Here is a 21,973-nt window from a genome sequence, read left to right as displayed (position 1 = left end):
ATTATATTCCATTATAAGAATAATTTTTACAAATAAAAGTAAAATTCTTTAGTCATTTTGTTCTAAAAAATAATTGATATTTGTTTTTCTTTCTCTCTCTTCTGTTGATACAGCTATTTCAATAGCATCTTTTTCTCCAATAATTATTAATTCATCCTTTGCTCTTGTAATTCCTGTATAAAAGATTTTTTTATTTAAAAATATATTATATTCTTTAAAAATTAAATATATAAGAGCAGATGTTTCAGAACCTTGAAATTTATGTACAGAAACACAATAAGATAAAACTATAGAATTTCTGAATTTTTGCTCTGTAAATTTAATTAGTTTATCATTAAATTTAATTATTATAAATTCCACTTTTTCTTTATAAAACAGAATATTTTCTATATAACCGATTTCCCCGTTTACTAAATTTTGACTGGAATCATTTTCTGTTTGCATAACTTTGTCGTTAACAAAGTACTTAATGCCGTCTATTTCAAAAAAAGTATTATTTTTTTCATCAAAAATTTTGCTTTGAATTATTTTATTAATATTATTAATTCCTGCATTTCCTGCATATTTTGGAGCAATTACAATAAAATCATTTATTGAAAATTTTGATAAAAATAAGTCAATTTGCTTATTGAAAATTTCTAGAAAAGACTTTGCATTACTTTCATAAAATTTTACATAATTATTTTTAAATACAGGTATTTGGCCATTATTTACTGACGCTGCAATTTCTAATATTTCTTGTTTGTCTTTTTGACGATAATTATTTATTAATTTATTAGTAATAAATTTATCACTGTTAATAAAGTCATTTAATAAATTTCCATAACCAATGGAAGGTAATTGATCTTTGTCTCCAATTAAAACTATCTTTTTGATTTTATTTAAATCCAAAGATTTTAAGAGTTTATAGAATAAATCAGTATTCACCATAGAAAATTCATCGATAATTAAAGCATTAATTTCTTTTGTTAATTCTAAATTATATTCAATATTTTCGTTTTCTCATGAGACTTCTAAAAATGAATGAATTGTTCTAGAAGGGATGGATGCTTTTTGCAAAATATGAAAAGAGGCTCTACCTGTTGGAGTGAGAACTGCGACGTTTTTTTCTCCAAAAACATCGCTAAATCCTTTATAAATGAATTTTAGAATTTCTGTTTTACCAGTCCCTGGACCACCTGTTATAATAGTTAAATTATTTTCAAAAGCAGAAATAACAGAATTTTTTTGTATATCGTCTAAATACTTACCAATAATAGATTTTTTATATTTAAATTTATATTCTTTCTTTTTAATTTCATTAATAGTTTTTGCAATAAATTGCTCTTGTTCATACATTATAAAGTGAGTAATATTTTTTTTATCTTTGACAAAAAATAAAAATTTTTGATCCATTAAAATCTTTACATATTCTTTAAATTCTTCAATACTCATAAAATTTTTTTTATTTGCATTTTTATATACATGTTTTATTTCTTCTGGTTCTAAAAAAGTATTTTCATTATCTTTTAAATAAGATAAAAACTCATTTAAAATTATGTATTTTTTTCTAATTTTACTTTCTGGTTTTATACCTAAAGCTAAAGCCATTTTATCTACATCAGCAAAAACATATTCATCAACTGTATCTAAAATACAAAAAGGTTGCTCTTTTAAGTATTTTCAAAATTCTAGAAGTCTGTATTTTTTATCTAATTTAGAATATAAATTTTCTAATCCGTTTGAAAAAAAGAAAATCTCTATTTCTTGTTTTAAAGAATTGGCAGAAATTTTGTCAAAAATAATTTTTGCTTTTCTTTCGGGAATTAATTTAGGAATAGAATAAATGAGATTAGGATCATTTTTCAAAATAGATATGGATTTATCACCCCAAGTGTTATAAATACTTTGAGCCATTTTTTGACCTATTCCTGGAAAAAGTGAAGAAGAAAAGTATTTTACTATTTCTTTTTCGTTGGTTTCAATAATTAATTCACATTTTTTTAATTCTCAACTATTTTGATATTTTGGATGGTTTTTTTCTAAAGCAGTAATTAAATAAGATTTTTTTAATTCTAAATTAATTTTTGAAGTTAGACTAATTATTTGTTTTTCTTTAGTTTTTACTAAAAAAATAAAGAAATTTTTAGTATTGTTTTCAAAAATCTTTCTTTCTACTTTGACTTCAAATTCTTTCATATGGAAATTATAAACTACTATTAAAAAATATCAATTCAATTTTAACTAATAAGATATATTTTTAGTTTTTGTATTATAATTTTATTTATGTTAAATATTAAATTTATATTAAATAATAAAGAAGAAGTTATTAATAAACTTAAAACAAGAAATTTTGATATTTCTTTAGTAGAAGAAATTTTTAAACTTGGAGAAAAAAGAAGTGAAGTTATGTCAAAACTTCAATTTTTAGAAAGTCAAAGAAATGAAAAATCTGCAAAAATTGGTCAAATGGTAAGAAATAAAGAAAATACTGACCAAATCAAAAAGGAAGTAAGTGAACTTAAAATTCAAATTGATTCATTAAGTGAGCAAAGCAACGAAATTAACTCTAAAATTGAAAATATATTACTAAATATTCCTAATTTACCTTTAGATTCAGTTCCTGTAGGTTTAGATGAAAATGATAATGTAGTAGTTGAAGTTAAAGACAAAATTGGTAGAGGACTTGTAAAAGCATTAAAACCACACTATGAAATTGGTTTAGATTTAGACATTTTAGATTTTGCAAGAGCAGTTAAAATGTCTGGTTCTAGATTTGCTATTTTTAAAAATGAAGGAGCAAGATTAGTAAGAGCATTAGTTTCATTTATGTTAGATGAACACGTAAAAAATGGTTATACAGAAATGGTTACTCCTACAATGGTTTTAAGCAAAATGCTTTATGGAACAGGACAACTTCCAAAGTTTGCTGAAGATTTATATAAAATTGAAAATAATGATATGTGAATGATTCCTACAGCAGAAGTAACTTTAACCAATTATCATAATGATGAAATTTTAGATTTAAATGTTGCTAAAAAATACGTTGGTTATACAAAATGTTATAGATCTGAATCAGGAAGTGGTGGAAGAGATACTAAAGGATTAATTAGATCTCACGAATTTCACAAAGTAGAATTAGTTAAAATAGTTAATGATAAAGACAAAATGAATGAATTTCACCAAACTGTAAAAGATGCTGCTAATATTTTAGAAAAACTAGAAATTCCATATAGAACAGTAACATTAAGCACAGGGGATTTAGGTTTTTCTTCTAAACAAACATTTGATTTAGAATTATGACTTCCTTCAGAACAAAGATTTAGAGAAGTTTCATCAATTTCATTCTTTGGTGATTTTCAAGCAAGAAGAGCATTAATTAGATATAAAAACGAAGACAATAAAACAGAATATGCAAATACTATAAATGGTTCAGGTATAGCTATAGATAGGGTTTTTGCTGCTATTTTAGAGCAATATCAAAACGAAGACGGAACAATTGATATTCCAAAAGTTTTAGTTCCTTATATGAATGGTTTAACTAAAATTTCAAAGTAAAATTCACAAAAAGTATTGTGATTAAAGTGGGACAATTTATTGGGATACATTTTACCCGTGAAATCATTGGTAAAATTTTTTTATTTGAAGAAACTGCTTTTAATTTCTCATTTTGTCATTATAGTTATATTTACTTTTTTATTTTCATTATATCAATTTAACCACATAGACAAAAAGTGATATTTTATATTAGGAATGGGGGGGAATTTTATTTCTGTTTTAATAATTATTTCAATTTTAGTATAAAAATAATTCAATAAAATGGTAAAATTTATTTATTGAAAGAACGGTGGCTAATTAGCGAATCTCTTATTTATGTCCGTTTTTTAGGTTTGATATAAGGAAAAAAAGAAAACTCACTTTTAAAGCGAGTTTTTTAAATTGAAGAATATATTTATAAATTTCATATTTTTTTTACTTCTATTAATCTTTTAAGCACTATCAAAAGTGTGGTATTTTTTTTATTTTCCCTTTTTAAGCATATTTTTTATTTCATTTACCTTGTTTAATCTTTCTCAAGGTAAATCTAAATCATTTCTTCCAAAGTGTCCAAATGAAGCAGTTTGTTGATAAATAGGTTGTTTAAGATTTAAATCTCTAATAATCCCTGCTGGAGTTAAATCAAAAACATTATCTATAATTTCTAAAATTAGTGCATCACTATAATTAGATGTATTAAATGTGTTAACATTTATTGAAATTGGTTTACTAACACCGATTGCATAAGATAATTGAATTTCAATTTTTTTAGCAATTTTTGCTGCTACTAAATTTTTAGCAACTCATCTTGCTGCATATGCCGCACTTCTATCAACCTTTGTATAATCTTTTCCACTAAATGCTCCACCTCCGTGTTTAGCTGCACCACCATATGTATCTACTATTATTTTTCTTCCTGTTAATCCAGCATCTCCAATAGGTCCGCCTATAACAAATTTTCCTGTTGGATTAATTAAAATTTTATAATTATTATTTAAATTATATTTATTAGAAATATATAACATAATTTCTTCTTTTATAAAGGATTTAAAGGCGTTTTCGTCATAATTAGCATCATGTTGAATAGACATTAAGATAGTGTCTATCTTTATATTTTTTTCATTTGTATAGTCTATTGTTACTTGACTTTTCATATCAGATTTTGCTCATTTAAATTTATGACTCACTCTTAACTCTTCTGCTCTTTTAACTAAAGCATGAGCAAGGGTAATTGCTAAGGGCATAAATTCAGGAGTTTCATCGGTTGCATAACCAAACATAATACCTTGATCACCTGCTCCTATTTCTCCGTCTTTTTTATCAACTCCTTGGTTGATATCTGGACTTTGACTATTAACGTTAGAAACAATTGTAAAGTCACTTTCATTATATCCTAATTTCTTAACTGTATTTCAAGCTACTTTAACAACGTCTACATAAGTCTTAGTTGTTATTTCTCCTCCTATGATAATTAATCTATTAGAAGCCATAACTTCACATGCAACTCTTGCATCTGGATCTTTCTTTAGAATAGCATCTAATACTCCATCACTAATTTGATCACATATTTTATCTGGATGTCCTTTTCCTACACTTTCACTTGTAAATAATTTTTTATACATTTTTCTCCTTGTTATTTGTTTTTTTAAAAAATAAAATTCTCTAATTTACAAAAGAGAATTTTTGGAACATTAAAGATTTCTATACATGACAGATATTTAATATCCCAAGGGTTTCCACCTTGCATTGCAGGTTGGCTCACTTCAAAGTTCCCTTAAACTCAGTGACTCTTAATGTATTTTTTTACACTAAAATGATACAACATTTTTCCAAAAATAAAAAAAAATAATTTTTTTTGGCAAAAAGTTAAAAAAATGGTAAAATTTTAATGAAAAATAAACTTTTTGGCAAAATGAACCAATTTTTACCCCCCAAAAATTTAAGAAAAATAGGATTTTGCAAAAATTGAGTTATATTTTTCAAATATGCCTGTTTTTCCCATATATTTGGAAAAAATAGTTAATAAAAAGTAAACAAAATAGTAACATAATATTTCGTATAAAGTTTATTCTTTTTAACAAGAATCTTTCTTATTTTTGTTTTGAGTTTCCTCAAAATTAAAGAAATAAAAATTTCAATTAATAATTTTCTCTCTGATTTTAAAGAGAGATTTTTTTATTTTTATTAAATTAAAATATTTGAGTTGTAGTTATAAAAATTGAAGTTAATGTAAAATTGTTTTTAAATGATTTAGTCTAGTTTTTATTCTTTATACTTCTTCTTTTCTACATAGTTGTAAAATGGTGCTTGTAAGTCTTGTAATAAATTTCAATATATTATTTTTATTTGTATATAAATAATTTAATATTCTTTGGTATTAGGAATTTTTACTAAATAGCTTAATTTAATTTTTTTTGATTTGTTATTCAAACTTTAATTTTGTAGTTACCTATATTATTTATTAAGTTTTTTATTAATATAAAATAAGAATTTTGAAAATCATATAGGATTCAACTATTTTGAATTAAAAGAAAAAAAATTGAGTTGATTTCAAAATTAAGTACTTCTAATTTTAATTACTAATATTATCTACTTATTTTGTTTTAATAAATTAAAAATTTTATTAATATATTTTGATTTATAATTAATCTTTTTGAAAATATTTATTTCTTAAATTTATTTTTTATTTATATTAAATAATTAAAAAATTTTGTATATTTACAAGAAAAATACAACTCTTTTTTTCTTTAAATTTAGTCTAAAAACAAAGAAAAATGGACTTTTTTACCAAAATCTTTGTTTTTTTTTTTTTTTGTATAATGCTTTATGAAAGGAGGTTTTATGAATAATAAAAAATCAATTATTTCTAAATTATTTTATTTATTGAAAGGTTATACATATTTTGAAGAAAGTTGAGAAAATGTTTTAACATCAGGAAAATTAGATGAAGTTGATATGAGTGAAGAGTGAACTTGAAAATGACATTTAGAAGGTTATAAAAATAAGAAAACAAATAAAATTAATGAATTTTCTCTTTCCTATGAATATGATTATAAACAATATCAAACTATTTCAAATTTAGTTCATCCTATTACTGTAAAATCAGAATCTAAATCTGAACCAAAATATTTTTATAATTCCGATGTCAATACCTTAGAAGAAATTTATAAATTAGCAGGAAATGAATCTGTATTAGAATGTTTTAAAAATCCAACATTAAAAGACAAATCTTTAGATGAATGATTAAATTTTGATGCTAAATTTAAAAATTATACATTCAATCCATTTTCTTTAGAAAATATAATCTATGTTGCTTTTAATGAAAAAGAAGTAATATTTAAAAAATATCTAATTAGAAAAATTGTTGAAAAAATTGCAATTGAATTCTTCAATAATGCAAAAGAAAATGTTAAAAGAAGCAAATCTTTAGAACAAGCTGAAATTTTGGATTTTAAAATTTATAAAACCAAGATACTAGATAAATTAAAAGACTATTCTTTGGTTGAAATTTCAGAAAAAACAATTGAAACTTGTTGAAATGAAATTATTAAATTAAAAATAAAAGAATATGAAAAAGAAGCATATACAAATTCAGAAAAAGTATTAATATTTTCAAATTCATCAGCTTTTGAATTGGCACTTAAAAATCACAATCCTTACTATCAAGCAGGAGAATTTATACTTTTACAAGATGCTGATGAAGAGAATAGTAATCCAAATCCAAAATATGGAAGCATAAAAATTAGCGGGCAAGAAAAGAAAGTCCTTGCAGCACAAGGACAAGGTTTTCTTGAAGCGGGTACTATGGTTAATATTCAAAGAGAAAAGCATGGAATCTTTTATGTGACTAAAGTTAAAAAAATAAAAAATTAAGAAAGGATGTTTAAAAAATGATATATATAATTATATCTGTTATTGCTGCAGTTATCGTAATAGGTGCTGGTGTTTGATTCTTTTTAAAGAAAAAGAAAGAAAAAGAAGCACAAAGAAAAAAAGCAGCTTTTGAAAGAAAAAAATCAGAATTAAGAACTAAAATAGAAACTCTAAAATCTCCTGATAAAGAAAATAATTTAGCAAAACTTAATTCTATGCAAGTTGAAAATAATACAATTAAGGATTTAGAGACTTTCAGTACAGAAATCGATAATTTAATAGCTAAAATGCTTTTAGAAGAAAAAGAAAGACAAGAAAGAGAAAGACAAAAAAGAAGAATCGATCTTGCTGAAAACGAGTTTACTGTTATTGAAAACAAAAATACAAAAATCATTACCCAATTTTTAAAAACTCCTGGAACATATTACTGAGAAGAAGATGAACAAATTAAAACTTCTTTATTTGAAAACGAAGGAGCAAGCAAAGCAACTTTTGGTTTAGACGAAACTCCAATGAGATTTGATATTAACAAATTGTTTACCAAAGATAACAAAAGATTAAATATTGAATTAGTATTAATGTGAAAGGTTTTAGAACCAGAATTATTTTATAGACAAAAAGAAGCTCATAAGAAAAAATTAGAAATTGGTGTTAAAAACTCTATTTCAGATTTTATAAGAAGCAAAAATTGAGAAGAATTATCAGGTATAAACAATCAACTAAAATCTAATTTATTAAAAGAAATTGAATCAATTATATCTAATACAGGTTTAGAAATAGTTAATTTAAATAATGATATTAATTTAGACGAAGATGATGTTAAAGCATTAAAAGAAATTAACACAGCAGAAGAAAAAAGTAAAATTAAAAAACTTGAAACAGAAGATGAATATTACAGATTAAAAAGATTAGCAGAAGCAGAAAGAGACTATATTGAAATTATAAAATCTGCAAATATTTCAGAAGAAGTATTAGTTTGAAAAGCCATTGATAAATTATCCGATTTAATCAAATCAAAAAACACTAATACTCTAGTTGTTTCTCCAAATTTAAAAGAAACAGCATTAGAAATTATAAGAAAAGATTCTAAAATCTAGTAAAAAGAAAAATACTTAAACATAAACAAGAAAGTAAATTTTGAATACAATATTTATTTTGTTGTTTATTTTTTGTAATAAATAAATAATAAAAAAAGGAGAACAATGAAATTAAAAGAATTTGCAAAATTCCCAGCAAAAGCAGTACCACTTACTAGTTTTGTATTTGATATATTTGCTATATTATTATATTTAAGTATTGCAGTTATAATGGGATTACATTTATATAAATCAATAATAAAATACAAAGAAGAAAACCAAATTAAAACACTACCACAATTATACTGAGCAAAAGCAAAAATTTTAATGCCAATAGCAGCACTATTAAGTATATTTTTATCATATTCATACACACAAATTATTAGTGGTTCAGGAGTAGCACCTAAAACATTATTAACCGGAGCTACTATTGCTAGTGTGACTCATAATATTACCGCTGTTACAATAGTAAGTAGTATAGTATCAATTTTAGTAATAAGTGTTGCGCTTGCTAACTTTGTATATGCGTTATACTTCTTAATTAGTGAACTTATTAAAGTATCAAAAGACAAAAATGCAGTTGTATCTATACCATCTGTATTAAAAGAACGAATTGTTATATCATTTCCACATATATTTTTCTTAGGATTAGTAAAAGTTTTCTTATCACAACCAGGGATTTTAACAGGGACTAGTGAAATACCACTGGCAATCCTAAACTTTGTAACTGGTGGAGTAATTGATTTAGCAGGAATAAATATGATAGCTGCTACATTAACTGACTTAAGAGCATTAGCAGCAGCAAAACAATAAGATTATATTTAGGAGAAAGTAATAAATATAGACAGAAAAACTTAACCTAATATTAAGTTTTTTGTCTCACTTTATTGTTGAAAGAGATTCTAATACAAATGAAATTATCTTAAAAACTAAAAAAGAAGGAGAATTTTCCAATTACGCTTGAAAAATTTATGAAGAGTTTAAAAATTATATAAAAGTTAACAAGTAAAAATAGAAATAAAAAAACCGAAAATACCTAAAACAAGGCAAAATCGGTTAATATTTGATTTTCAACTGGGAAACTCAGTAATATTGTTTGTATTTGTATTTGTAGTTGTAACCTAAATTTTTACTATTTTTCTATACTTAGCAAAAAATGACACATTTTCAACAAAAAAATGTGTTTTTTTATCAAAATTTTTGATTTTTTTCTTTAATTTTTTCAAAATTTTAGTATAATATAAATACTTAGGAGGAACTATATGTTTTTTAATGATTTTAAAGTAAAATTACCTATTAAAAATGCAAAAATTTCTAGACAAAAAAATGTTAAATATGTTCAGTTAGTGATAGAAAGCAAATATGATAAAGTAAAAAAATACCAAGTGGACAAAAAAGTTTTAATCGGAAAAGCAACAGAAGATGAGAAATTTTTAATACCAAATGATAATTACTTTAATTATTTTGGTGAAGAAACTTTGATTGAAGTTGAATCAGAACAAAAATTTTCTGAGTCTATGAGTATTGGACAATATTTTGTGTATCAGTTTGTTTTTAAGAAACTTGGGATTGATTCAATCTTAAAAAATATGTATGGTGTGAAATCTGATTTGTTGCAAGGATTAGCTTGTTTTTATTCATTAGATTCTAATTCAACTTCGCAAGGATTTTTAGATTGAACATTTGATAACTATATAAAATTACAAAAACAATACTCATTAGCATCTATTTCTAAATTTATTACAAATGATATAACAAACCAAAATATTAACGATTTTTCATTTCAATGAATTAATAAATCAAAAGAATTATTTCATTTGAAAAATAAAGATGTTTATCTAAATATTGATTCTACAAATGTCGCAACTGAAGCTAAAAATATTGAAATGGCTGAATATGGTTATTCAAAAAATAACAAGAGCGAACCTATTGTAAACATTAATATGATTGTCGAACAATCAACTGGTATTCCTGTGTTTCACGAGGTTTATTCAGGATCAATAACAGACCAATCTCAATGTATTTCATTAATGGAAAAAGCGAATTCTTTTGAACTAAGAAAACATATTTTTGTTCTTGATAGAGGATATTTTTCATCCAAAAACCTTGATTTTATGGTAGAAAACGATTTTCAATTCATTATGATGGCTCGTACCTGAAACAAGCAATTAAGAGAAATAATTTCAAGAAAAAAGAATGAAATTATTGATCAATATAACACTTCTTTAAATGATGCTGGGTATTTTGGAATAACTGAAAAAATGAAAGTTTTTAGTGACATAAACAGATTATATAATGTTCATATAGTTTATTCTCGTGCTAAGGAATTTGAGACAAGATCATATTATGATAAGTATTTCAAAGACTTATTAATTTTATTAAAAAATCAAAAAAAACTCACTGAGAGAATTAAGGAAGATTACGGAAAATATATTGATTTTGAAATTGATAATCAAAATAATATTATAAATTTAACTGTTAAATCAGATGTATTTAAAAGTCATATAGAAAATGCAGGGTTTTTTGCAATAATATCAAACACAAACATCGATATAAATGAAGTGTTAGAAATTTATAAAAAAAGAGACAATATTGAAAAGACTTTTAGATGAATAAAACAATCATCTGGTTTAGGTAACTATACAAGATTCGATAATGCATTTAATTCAAAGGTTTTTATTACTTTTTTAGGTTCAATAGTCCGTTCTTACATATTTTACAAGTGCAAAAAATACCTTGAAAATCATAGTTCATCCTCTTTTAACACGATTATGTATGAATTAAGAAAAATTAAAGTTACAAAATTTACAACAAGATATATAAGAAAAAATTCCCTTACTAAAAAGCAAAAGGAAATTTTCAATTTACTTGAAATAGATGTTAAAACAATGATCAAATATATAGATGAATTAAACAATAAAATTAACTAAGTATAGAAATTTAGTAAAAATTTAGGTTGTAATTTTAAAAGCATTATTTACTTGGGCGTTTGATTATATAATTACATTTGGTACTAATACAATATTACTATTATTTAAGAGTTTTTCAATTATAGTAGAATCAATAGCATATAATCCCCGTAAAGATACAGTTTATGAAAATATTGAACAATGATGAATTAACTGAAAAAATTTAGTATTTAATGTTGGTTATCTTACAGTGTTTATTTTATTTCAATTAATATTTGTATTATTTAAAGATTCAGCAATTCAATTTCTATTTAGACAAAACTTTGCTTCTTCTATTAATAATTTATTTGTATTTGTAATTGGAATAGTATTTTTTGGAATTTCAATTGAAGTATATAATAAATGGGGTAATGACTTAGCTGCTAGATGAGATGTAGAATTTTATGCTGAATTACCTCAACCATTTGAAAAAATTAAAGAAGCTATTGGTGGAGCTGTTAAACTTGCTACCAAAGTCGGTGGTGTTGGAGCATTTCTTGGTAAAAACGCAAAAGGTAAATTTTTAGGAACCGGGGTTGGACAGAAATATTTAGAGAAAAAAGCAAATGTTGTAGGAAAATATTCAGAGAAAATAAGAAATAGTGCTTTTGGACAGTCAAAAATCGGTAAAAAACTATTATCTAATAAAAAATTAACTAACTGGCAAGAAGCAATTAAAAAGAAACAAGTTCGTCAAGGTAAAGGTGAGTATGTAACATCACAAAAATACTCTGAAAAAAGACAAGCTAAGACTAATAAAATATTTCAACAGGCATCACAAAAACTATCCAGCGATAATATTAAAGCAAAAGTTAGAGAAAAGTATAATGATTTTCAAAATACTAACAAAGGTATCTACGATAGATTTAAAGAACAGTTTGATAAAGGGATAGTTACTAAAAATACAGATGAAAAATTATTAACAAATAACCAATTACAATTAAATAATCTAAAAACAGATAATAAACCATTAATTGATAAACTAAATGCCTTACCTGCTAAATTTACAGAAACAACAAAAGAGGGTAATAATACACCAATTAATACCATTCAAAAAGAAACAATCATTAAAGAATCTAAAACCGATATTAAAGAAATTAAATCTGAAAAAATTAAAGAAACCGTTACAAATAACAAAGAAAGTATTAAAGAAACTGTTAATAAAGAACATATTAGTAATAACAATGTAATTAATACTGTTACAAACAATAATAGCACAGATAACACTAATAACAATACAGTTACACACGACATTAACAAAGTAACCAATTCAACACCTAACGATAATGTATCAGATACTAATAAAGTAGAAAAAATTAATGATAATAAAGATAATATTGAAAAACAGAATATCGATAAAGTAAAAGATAATAGCAACAACAATACTGATAATACAATCAAATCAGAACCTAATAAAGTTGAAGAAAAACCACAAGATGTAGTGAAAGATAATAAAAAAGAAGAAAACAAAAAACAAGATAATAATAAAACTACTGAACTAAATGAAAATAAAGTAAATAATACTAAAAAAACAGGTAAATCTAACGACGATAAATTTGGAACATTAATTATTCACTTCGAAAACATACCTAAAACAAGACAAGAAAATAAACCAGAAGAAAATAAATTAGAACAAAATAAACCAGAAGAAAATAAACCAGAAGAAAATAAAGCAGAAGAAAATAAAGCAGATTGAATAATTGATTTAGACAATACAACAAAAGATAATAAACCAGAAGTAGATAATATAGAGAACAATAAACCAGATTGAATAATTGATTTAGACAATACAACAGAAGAAAATTCTATAAATACTACAAACAATATTAAAAAATTAGAAGATGTTACTGTTGAAAATATAGATAATAAATCAGAACAAAACAATAATATATCTAATAACAATATCGAAATAGTTGTAGATAAAAATATTAAAGAAAAATCAGAATTAGATGATAAAATTAAAAAACCAAAAAATAGTAAAAAATCTAATAATACAAGCAAAATTAAAGATGATAAAATAGATAAAACTAAAATAGACAATAAAATTAATAATAGCGATAGTAAAAAAGTTAAAACTACTAAAACTGATAAAATTAAATTAGATGAAGATAAAAATAAATCACTAAAAACAACTAAACCAAAAAAAGTAGTTAAAAACAATACTGATAAAAAACCAAACTATGATTTAGGGATAAATTATTTAAACAACTCATTAAGCAAAGAAAAAACAAAACAATCATTAGAGATAAATAAAAAAACAAAAAACAATTATGATTTAAAACAATGAGTAAAAGATAATTTTAAAGATAAACCTAAAAAATAACATAAACAAATAATAAATCAAAAAAAATTAATTAAAAAGGAGACAAACAATGATATTAAGATGATATAAAAATGGAAATGAAAATGATTGTGAAAGATTTAAATCAGGTATTTATAGTGAAATAGTTAAATGATTAAAAGAAAAGAAAGTAATACCTTATAATTTTGAAGACTTTAATCAAAAACATATGGATAACATAATGAAATTACTTAGTGATTATGATTCCCCCAAAGGAGTTGATTATAGAGTAATTAAACCAGTAGAAGATGAGTTACATACAATAGAATTAATGATTGACAGAGATAAATTTGGGGAATTATTTTATTGTAAGACAGAAGTAACTAACATATGAAGTAACATTTCAGCCGAAATAGATGAATTAATGAATAATATATCAGATGAAACACTAAAAGAAAAATTAAAACCATTTCAAGATAAACTTAAAGAGGAATTATTTTATTGATTAGATTATTTTGAAAACAGAAGGCAACTTGGAAAATAGTTGTTTTTTTTATTACTTTAATTAGGAGATAATAGAAAATACTACCACTAATACTACCACTAATACTACCACTAAAACCTATTGTCTTATAATCTTAAAATATTATGAATTGTTTAAAAAAATTAAAACTCACAAAAACACAATGCTACGCATTCACAAAAACACCGTTATTTTCAACAGAAATTTTTTTCTGGTATATTTACACTCCCAAAGCAAAACCGTTTAAAATACGCAAAATATAAGCGTTACAGGGGGTGTTTTATATTAATAGTTATCTTGGAATTTATAATATTAGTATTTATAGGTATTTTATCAGTAAATTACAATAGATAAACATTATAAAATTAGCACCACAATCGATACTAAAACCTATCTGTGCGTTTATTGTAACTAATTATTAAATTTGTTGCGTTAGAATTATTAAATAAAAAAACTGAAACATATAATAATTTTTACACCATTTTATATTATACATTTTGTGCTTTTAAGTAATTATTAGATTTAAGCACATCGTAGTATTAATGTATGGTGTTTTTTTATACTATTTTTTTCAGTTAAACCAATATAACAAAATACTCGCAACTAAATATTTTCTCTAAATTAATACTGTAATAATATTAAAATATGTGTGTTTAAGTTAATTTGTATATTTCACACATTTTTATACTAATATATTATTTTTCGCACAAATTTTATCTATTTATGATATTAGTGGTGTATTTGTAATAAATTATTACATTTGCTGTTGTAAAAGATAAAAAAACACCATCGAAATAGTGCTTGTGGGTCCTTTATAATAATATTATACCAGAAAAAATTAAATTAAAACCCAAATTTGTTAATGATATAATTATAATTATAATTATAAGGAGATATATGAAAAAACTTACTGAAAATGAGTATTATTTAGAATTAATGAACTCAATAGATATCAATTTTAAAACTCTTGATATGGTTCTTGATGAATTTAATATATTATTAATATGAGATTTATTAAAAGTAATTTCTAAAAAAGCATATAATAAATATTTTTACTTGAAAGGTGATATTTATACACCAGAAGTATTAGGTATTCACTATACACAACCAATGGAAGAAACCAAATCACTATTATTAAATATTTTAAGTGAATTACCATATGAAGTAAATTATAAATTAGATGTAATAAGTGATATTATCCAATTAAAAATAATAATAAACAACTTTGATTTAATAATTAAATTTAACAATTATGAAAAAACCAAACACGTAAAATTATTAAGTCATACTAACGAACAAGGTGAAACATTAAAACTTTTTACAATTTCGGTTGAAGAATTGGCATATAATAGATTAATTAAAATTTTATTAAAAGATGAAATATATAAAAACATTTATGAATTCTTTAACTTGATAGATAATAATAAATTAGACTACATTTATATAAACAAACATTTTGATATTAAAAAATTATATATCTTAAAAAATAACTTAACTAAACACATTAAAGACGAAAAGTTTATTAAAGAATTTTATGATTATTATTTTAATTTAACTAACTTTCACTATCCCTATACTGATATAACCGTAAAACTTTTAATTGAAATTGAAAAAATATTAAGAAAATTTAAATACAAGGAAGTTTATTAATGGAATATAAAAACTATTTACAATCATTAAAAGATAAAATTCGTAATAAAAGTTATAAACATCCTAGAAATAAACTGATTAACTATTATCTATTATTAGAAATTTTAGAAATTATACAGAACTCTTATTATAAAAATATTTTTACGGGTAAATTTGTATTTTATGGTAGAATATATTTATTGAAAGAACTGTCGCTAATTAGCGGATTCCTTATTAATATTGCTTTTTAGATATGGTATGGGAAACAAAGGAGACTCACTGGTAGTGGGTTTTTTAAATCCTTATAATACATAATAATAGTAAATATAAAAATCTCTGATGACTAATAAACTAAAACCTACCGTGTAACTCTAACACTATGCATCAATCTAAAATAGCGTCTGTAACGCCTAGAAATTCGATATAATCAACAATAATGTAGTGGATGGTATTTTAATAGTTCCAAAAAATTCCGTTTAAAATAAGTGTGTTTTTGTGCATCTTTAAAAATTAATAAAAAATAGATGCCAGGCATCTAAAATATATCACAATTATACAAACTATTTAAAATATATCACTATTATCCAAATTATCTAAAATATATCACTGTCTTCATTAAAATAACTTAATTTTTGGTTCTCTATCTCTTTTGGACTTACTGCGTTATTTTCTACTAACCTATTTATTCTTTTATCTTCCACTAACCTATTTAAATTTTTATCTTCTAATAAATCATCTATTTTATCTAACGAAACGTCATTGTTTTTACTTTCAATTTTTTTAGTTCCTTGATTATTAATTAATTTATTTTGGTTAGAACCTTGGGATAAATAGTTTTGACTCATATCAATATTAATTATTTTTGAACTGTTATCACTATTATCGGTGTTATTAATTGTTGTGGTGTAAGTTTGAGTTAAATAATTAGAAATAATAGGTGCGTATTGTGAATATAAGTTATTATATAGCGAATTTTCTTTTCTTCTAATTAACGTTCAATCTCATAAATAATATAAAGTTATCATTACTACTTGAAACATTCAAAATCATATAGATAAATTTAACTTGCTAAATCGACTAACTATTATAATCCCGTAAAATACAATCATAATAAATAATAAATGTTGGATTTAAATAAGGCAAAATAGGTTAATATTTAATTTTCAACTATAAAACACAGGAAAATAAAGAATTTAGTAAAAAAACAAAAATTTATTACACTTCCTAAACTACCTGAATAAAAATTTATTTATATTCTAATTGATGTGAATCCACATAAATCTTGTATTTCTAAAAATATTTTTACTTGATTTTTTAATATAATTTCTAATTCAAACAAATCTAAAGTATTATTTTTAAAAAACTCATATAAATAATTACTAAATTCACTACTATCTAATTGTTTTTTATTACGATAATATTTATATTTTTTTACAAACTCTAATTCTTTACTATTGCTCATTGAAAATCCTTTGTAATAATTCTTGTAATTTATTTAATATTTCTTCTAATTTTAAATCACTTTTAATATTAATTTTATAAATATCTCATAATTTTTGTATATTATTTGAATTTTTAACTTTAAGAATTGTATTAATCATAGTATTTATATTAAAAACGGTTTGACGATGGTTAAAAACTAAATTAATTACTTGCTTTAAACTATTTATTTCTACATTATTTATTAAAAAATTAAAATCAAAGAAATCTTTAAACCTAGATGTATTAACTCCTAATTCATATAAAGAGTGTAATTTTTCAGCAAAAACAGTTTCTAAAGGAAATTCTTGTAATTTAAAAGGTTGTTTTTCTAATGTATTATAAACATTATTAACAATTTTTGGATAAATAACGTCTTTAATTGTAATATCAATATGAAAAAATGTTTCTATTTTATTTAAAGATGCTTTAAGGTATATTCTAATGCCACCATATAATTCTTGTTCTCTAATATTTTCTGTTTTTGGTAACACTTGGAATTTAATTTGTGAATTTGTTCTTATTATTTCTTTGATTTTGCTTTCGATTAAATTTATATCATTATTTAAACTTAAAAAATCAATATCTTTAGTTCATCTCTTATCTAACCCTAATCGGTTTAATAATAGCATCCCTCCTTTAACTACAAATTCTTTATTATATTTAGATTCCGCTACTAATTTTAAAAACTCTAACATAAAAAAGGTGTTTAATGCTGTATTTGGAGGTAATTTATATTTATTATTGATATGTTTCACTTTATTTTTTACAGAATCACTATAATTTTTTATTAATTTATTACTCATATTTACTTTCTTATTTTTATTTTAAATTCGCTAATTCTCTCATTTTCTCTCAAACACCTAAATAATTTAATATTGCTTTAATTTCATACTGAACTTTGAATTTTTTAGCATAATATAATAATCGTTTTATATTAGTAGGGTGGATAGGTTCTAATAGATAAGTTTTTCATGCTTTTAAATATATTTCTCTAATCATATTTTTTCTATCTTTATAAATATCTATTAAAGTCCTTTCCATATTGTAAATTTTTATAGGTAATCCTCACTGATTTTTTATTGTAACAACACCTAAATTTAAGAGTTTTTTATTTACATTGTAAATTTTGTATTCAGATTTAATACTTTTGTTTGAAGTGGTAAAATGATTAAGTCAAATATGATGGTCTGTTAAATTTCAGTAATATAAAGCATTTAAATGACTAACAATAACATTTTTGTGTTTGGATTGAAAAGTAAATTCTTCGTCTAAGTTAAAATAATCACAATGCACGTAAAAACCTTTTATTTTGTGTTTTTCTAATTTATTTTTTTTGTACAAATAATAAAGGTATCAAGTAGGAATATTATTATCTTTTAAAATTTTTGCACTAATTAATCCATTATATTTATTAATTAGTTTTGTAATTTGTTGTAAATGTTTCATAGTAGTCCTTAAATTTTTTGAATAATATTAAAAATCCAATTTGGTAATTTTTTAATTTTATCTGTAAAATGTACTTTATTCTTGTTTTTAAAATTTTTTAATATTTCTATATTTTCTTCACTTATATTAGGTCCTAGTGTTTTTATACTTTGTATAATTAAATTTTGATATAAATTAAAACCATTAATTAAATTATTGCTTGTTTTTTTGAAAACAATATCTCAATTTTTATATTTGTATTTTTTATAGTTTCAATTTGTTAAAAATAAACAAACATTTGGTACTTGAGTTGAAATACCTGTCATATTCAATGCAGTATTTCCTGTAGGAGTTAAAATAAAATCATACTTTTTTGCAATTTTTTCTGCCAGTTCTATAGGAGAAGGCAAAGAATATTCATCTAATAGTCTTATATAATTTGGATAAACAAAAAAACCTCTCATTAAGTGTTGAATTTTACCTTTGTTTTTTAATCGTAACAAAGCAGATTTTATTGTATTTACAGAAGCTAAATTTAGAAAATCAGAAACAGTAAATATTTGTCCCCTATTTTTATACATTATTTCTTCTATTTGTTTACTTATCATATTTTTCCTTTATTTCTTTATTTTGCACTAAATAACATAAACTTTTTGGTGAATTTATACAAAATTATTATATCACAATCTTACATTTTTGCACCAAATAATATATACTTTTTGGTGCATTTTTATAATGAATATTTATATATTTTTTATGATTAATAAAGGAAAAATAAAGAATTTAGTAAAAAAACACAAACAAGTTTGTTTGTGTTTGTAATTTATCTTTATTATTTTTTGTTTAATGCATATTGAACTAATGTTTTAACCATTACACCCATAGGTTTTTCACCTGTTTCTGCTGTTCCAGCAATGTCTAAATGAGCAAAATATTTTCCTTCTGCAAATTCTTTTAAGAACATAGCAGCAGAAATAGAACCACCATTTCCAGTTAAGTCAGTATTTTTTAAATCTGCTACTGTTGAACCTTTAATAAATTTAGCAAAATCATCGTGTAAAGGCATTCTTCAAATTAATTCGTTTTGTTGTTTTGCAGCTTCATCTAATTTATTTCATAAGCAATCACAAGTTGAGAATGTTCCTGTGAATGTATGTCCAAGAGCAACTAAAATAGCACCTGTTAATGTAGCTACTGTAATAACTGCTGTTGCTTTTAAATTTCTAATAGCATATGTCATTCCATCAGCAAGAACTAATCTTCCTTCTGCATCTGTGTTATTGATTTCAACTGTTTTTCCATTCATTGAAGTTCAAACTGCATCTGGTAAATTAGCATCACCATTTACTCTGTTGTCAGTAATTGCTAATACCGCAGCAACGTTTGCTTTAGGATTTAATTGTGCTATCGCATTTAAGGCAGAAGCCACTATTGCTGCTCCTGACATATCATATTTCATTCCAAGCATACTTCTTCCGGTTTTAATGTTGTAACCACCAGAGTCAAAAGTAATACCTTTCCCAACAAATGCAACTTTTTCTTCTGAATCAGGATTTCCATTGTATTCAATAGCAACTAATCTTGGTTCATACATAGAACCTTTATTTACTGATAATAAAAGTCCCATTCCAAGTTTTTCAATTTCTTTTTTGTTTAATACAGTTACTTTTAAGTTTTTAAATTGTGAAACTTGTTCTTTAACTTTTTCAGCTAATCATTCTGAGTTACAAATGTTTGGAGGAGTTGCTTGTAAATTTCTTGCAAAATTTACTGATTCAACTAACACTTTTGTTTTTTTAAGTTCAGCATCTAAAGAACTTAGATTACTTACTAAAACATATAAATCATGTTTTTCTTCTTTTTTGTTTGTTTTTACGTTGTAAATATTTGCATTTACAAATTCATATTTTTCTAGTAATCTTGTTGCTAGTGTTGTTAATGAAACTTCTTCATTTACAAAACTTTCAAGTTTGACTTCATAAACTCTTGATAATGAAACAAGTTTATCTAATAAAGTATCTAAATCACTTAATTTAAACTCTGATTTATCTCCTAAAAACATTACAGCTTTTTTCTCTGTAATAAATTCAGTTAAAGCGAATTTTTTTTCAATAACATTTGAATCAAACTTTTCACCTTTGAATACAGCTTCAAGTGAAAAGTTAGAATTTGTTAATTTTTCTATAAATTTAATCATTTTTCTCCTATTCTTATAATAAATATATTTTAAACTTTTTTTTAAATTTTTATCTTTTTTTATTAAAAAAGCACAAACATCTTGTTAAATGTTTATGCTTGAAGTTTTTTCAACAATTTTATTCTAAATATAAAACCGAAAAAAGGTTTTAAAATTACTAAATAAGAAAGTATTGAACAGAATAAGAAAATGAAAAAGACAAAAATATTTGATAGAAAAATAATTAAAATTAAAGAACTAATTCAAGCTGTAAAAAATAGCAATTTTAAACCAATTAAAAAGAAAATCTCTTTATTTATGTATTTATATAAAGCATTATTATTTAGATCATTTTGCTCTTGATTTTTAATTATATTTTTTATATAAACTAGTAAGAACATTAATTTAAATTTGTAAAAATGCTTTTTATATCAGTTAAAAATTATATTTTCAACTAAATTATTAGATATATTTATATTTTGTTTTTCAGTTAATTTTATTTTATTATTTGTTTCATTTTTAATCATAAATTGAAAATGCTTTAAACAAGAAAAATCATCTATATGGTTTTTTCTAAATACAAAGGAAATTAACTCTTTTTGATCCTTTATTTGAAATAAACTATAATCTATTTTTCCTTTTGTATTGTACTCTTTATGAGAATATTTTTTACATTCTTTAAAAGCAAGAAATACTCATAAAGGATGAAGTAAAATATAAATAATAATTCCGCTAGTAGCAACTAAAAATTTTAAATAGAAACTTGTTTCTGGATTATTATTTCACTCTTGAAGTAAAAATACAGAGCACATCAAAAATACAAATAAAAACACGAAACTTATAAACAAAGGAAAAAACAGAATAAAATAAATTTTTCTTTTTATATCAATTTCTAAATCACTATCATTTAGATTCAAAAAGACTATGTTTTTAAATAATCACATAAAAACATAAGAACCAAAAAAAGGAAATAAATATATTTCTTTTGAGGTAGTGTAAGATATTTTGTGTAAATTTCTCTTGCTTACTTTTTAGTAAGAGATT

General features: G+C 23.0%; 19 protein-coding genes. 10 read left to right on the top strand and 9 right to left on the bottom strand.

The genetic code is table 4. From position 1 onward, the window contains the following. Positions 1–48 precede the first annotated feature (48 nt). A complete protein-coding gene (locus ACXX85_RS00845; RefSeq protein ID WP_458560381.1) occupies positions 49–2,178 on the bottom strand; it encodes an AAA family ATPase in 2,130 nt (709 codons plus the stop codon). Positions 2,179–2,265: 87 nt separating this feature from the next. On the opposite strand from ACXX85_RS00845, the gene serS reads away from it, so the two are divergent. Continuing rightward, positions 2,266–3,537, top strand: a complete 1,272-nt coding sequence (serS, locus tag ACXX85_RS00840) for a serine--tRNA ligase (RefSeq protein ID WP_458560380.1) — start codon at positions 2,266–2,268, stop codon at positions 3,535–3,537. A gap of 461 nt (positions 3,538–3,998) precedes the next feature. Here serS and metK read toward each other — a convergent pair whose 3' ends face one another. Further along, the gene (metK, locus tag ACXX85_RS00835) at positions 3,999–5,138 is read right to left on the bottom strand and encodes a methionine adenosyltransferase (protein WP_458560379.1); all 1,140 of its coding nucleotides are present in this window, start codon (positions 5,136–5,138) and stop codon (positions 3,999–4,001) included. A gap of 1,219 nt (positions 5,139–6,357) precedes the next feature. Here metK and ACXX85_RS00830 point away from each other — a divergent pair. The 9 genes from ACXX85_RS00830 (at position 6,358) to ACXX85_RS00790 (ending at position 16,097) form a co-directional block, all read left to right on the top strand. Beyond that, entirely contained in the window at positions 6,358–7,389 is a 1,032-nt protein-coding gene (locus ACXX85_RS00830; RefSeq protein WP_436358658.1) for a hypothetical protein, read from the top strand. 17 nt (positions 7,390–7,406) lie between these two features. Then, positions 7,407–8,486, top strand: a complete 1,080-nt coding sequence (locus ACXX85_RS00825; protein WP_458560378.1) for an SPFH domain-containing protein — start codon at positions 7,407–7,409, stop codon at positions 8,484–8,486. A gap of 105 nt (positions 8,487–8,591) precedes the next feature. Beyond that, on the top strand, positions 8,592–9,278 hold the full coding sequence (locus ACXX85_RS00820; RefSeq protein ID WP_458560377.1) for a hypothetical protein: 687 nt from the start codon (positions 8,592–8,594) through the stop codon (positions 9,276–9,278). A gap of 61 nt (positions 9,279–9,339) precedes the next feature. Beyond that, positions 9,340–9,474, top strand: a complete 135-nt coding sequence (locus tag ACXX85_RS00815) for a hypothetical protein (RefSeq protein ID WP_458560376.1) — start codon at positions 9,340–9,342, stop codon at positions 9,472–9,474. 253 nt (positions 9,475–9,727) lie between these two features. Beyond that, a complete protein-coding gene (locus ACXX85_RS00810) occupies positions 9,728–11,395 on the top strand; it encodes an IS1634 family transposase (RefSeq protein ID WP_458560375.1) in 1,668 nt (555 codons plus the stop codon). A gap of 229 nt (positions 11,396–11,624) precedes the next feature. Further along, positions 11,625–13,736 (top strand): hypothetical protein, encoded by a 2,112-nt coding sequence (locus ACXX85_RS00805; protein ID WP_458560374.1) that lies wholly within the window; start codon positions 11,625–11,627, stop codon positions 13,734–13,736. 49 nt (positions 13,737–13,785) lie between these two features. After that, complete coding sequence (locus ACXX85_RS00800; RefSeq protein WP_458560373.1) at positions 13,786–14,238, top strand: hypothetical protein; 453 nt, start codon at positions 13,786–13,788, stop codon at positions 14,236–14,238. A gap of 876 nt (positions 14,239–15,114) precedes the next feature. After that, positions 15,115–15,867, top strand: a complete 753-nt coding sequence (locus ACXX85_RS00795) for a hypothetical protein (RefSeq protein ID WP_458560372.1) — start codon at positions 15,115–15,117, stop codon at positions 15,865–15,867. Beyond that, positions 15,867–16,097 (top strand): hypothetical protein, encoded by a 231-nt coding sequence (locus ACXX85_RS00790; protein ID WP_458560371.1) that lies wholly within the window; start codon positions 15,867–15,869, stop codon positions 16,095–16,097. Before ACXX85_RS00795 ends, ACXX85_RS00790 begins: the two co-directional genes overlap by 1 nt. 342 nt (positions 16,098–16,439) lie before the next feature. On the opposite strand, the gene ACXX85_RS00785 is transcribed toward ACXX85_RS00790, so the two are convergent. The 7 genes from ACXX85_RS00785 to ACXX85_RS00755 form a co-directional block, all read right to left on the bottom strand. Next, positions 16,440–16,886 (bottom strand): hypothetical protein, encoded by a 447-nt coding sequence (locus ACXX85_RS00785; RefSeq protein WP_458560370.1) that lies wholly within the window; start codon positions 16,884–16,886, stop codon positions 16,440–16,442. Between the two features lie 209 nt (positions 16,887–17,095). Continuing rightward, a complete protein-coding gene (locus ACXX85_RS00780; protein ID WP_458560369.1) occupies positions 17,096–17,308 on the bottom strand; it encodes a hypothetical protein in 213 nt (70 codons plus the stop codon). Next, the gene (locus ACXX85_RS00775; RefSeq protein ID WP_458560368.1) at positions 17,298–18,131 is read right to left on the bottom strand and encodes a nucleotidyl transferase AbiEii/AbiGii toxin family protein; all 834 of its coding nucleotides are present in this window, start codon (positions 18,129–18,131) and stop codon (positions 17,298–17,300) included. Before ACXX85_RS00775 ends, ACXX85_RS00780 begins: the two co-directional genes overlap by 11 nt. Positions 18,132–18,147: 16 nt before the next feature. Further along, positions 18,148–18,774: a type IV toxin-antitoxin system AbiEi family antitoxin domain-containing protein gene (locus tag ACXX85_RS00770; RefSeq protein ID WP_458559648.1), complete on the bottom strand. Its 627-nt coding sequence runs from the start codon at positions 18,772–18,774 to the stop codon at positions 18,148–18,150. 8 nt (positions 18,775–18,782) lie between these two features. Beyond that, positions 18,783–19,361: a DUF6088 family protein gene (locus ACXX85_RS00765; RefSeq protein ID WP_458560367.1), complete on the bottom strand. Its 579-nt coding sequence runs from the start codon at positions 19,359–19,361 to the stop codon at positions 18,783–18,785. Positions 19,362–19,585: 224 nt separating this feature from the next. Further along, entirely contained in the window at positions 19,586–20,950 is a 1,365-nt protein-coding gene (locus tag ACXX85_RS00760; RefSeq protein ID WP_458560366.1) for a M17 family metallopeptidase, read from the bottom strand. Between the two features lie 92 nt (positions 20,951–21,042). Then, on the bottom strand, positions 21,043–21,741 hold the full coding sequence (locus tag ACXX85_RS00755; protein WP_458560365.1) for a hypothetical protein: 699 nt from the start codon (positions 21,739–21,741) through the stop codon (positions 21,043–21,045). Positions 21,742–21,973: the final 232 nt, after the last annotated feature.

Source organism: Mycoplasma sp. Z386 (assembly GCF_054343375.1).
This window is presented reverse-complemented; position numbering and strand designations above follow the sequence as displayed.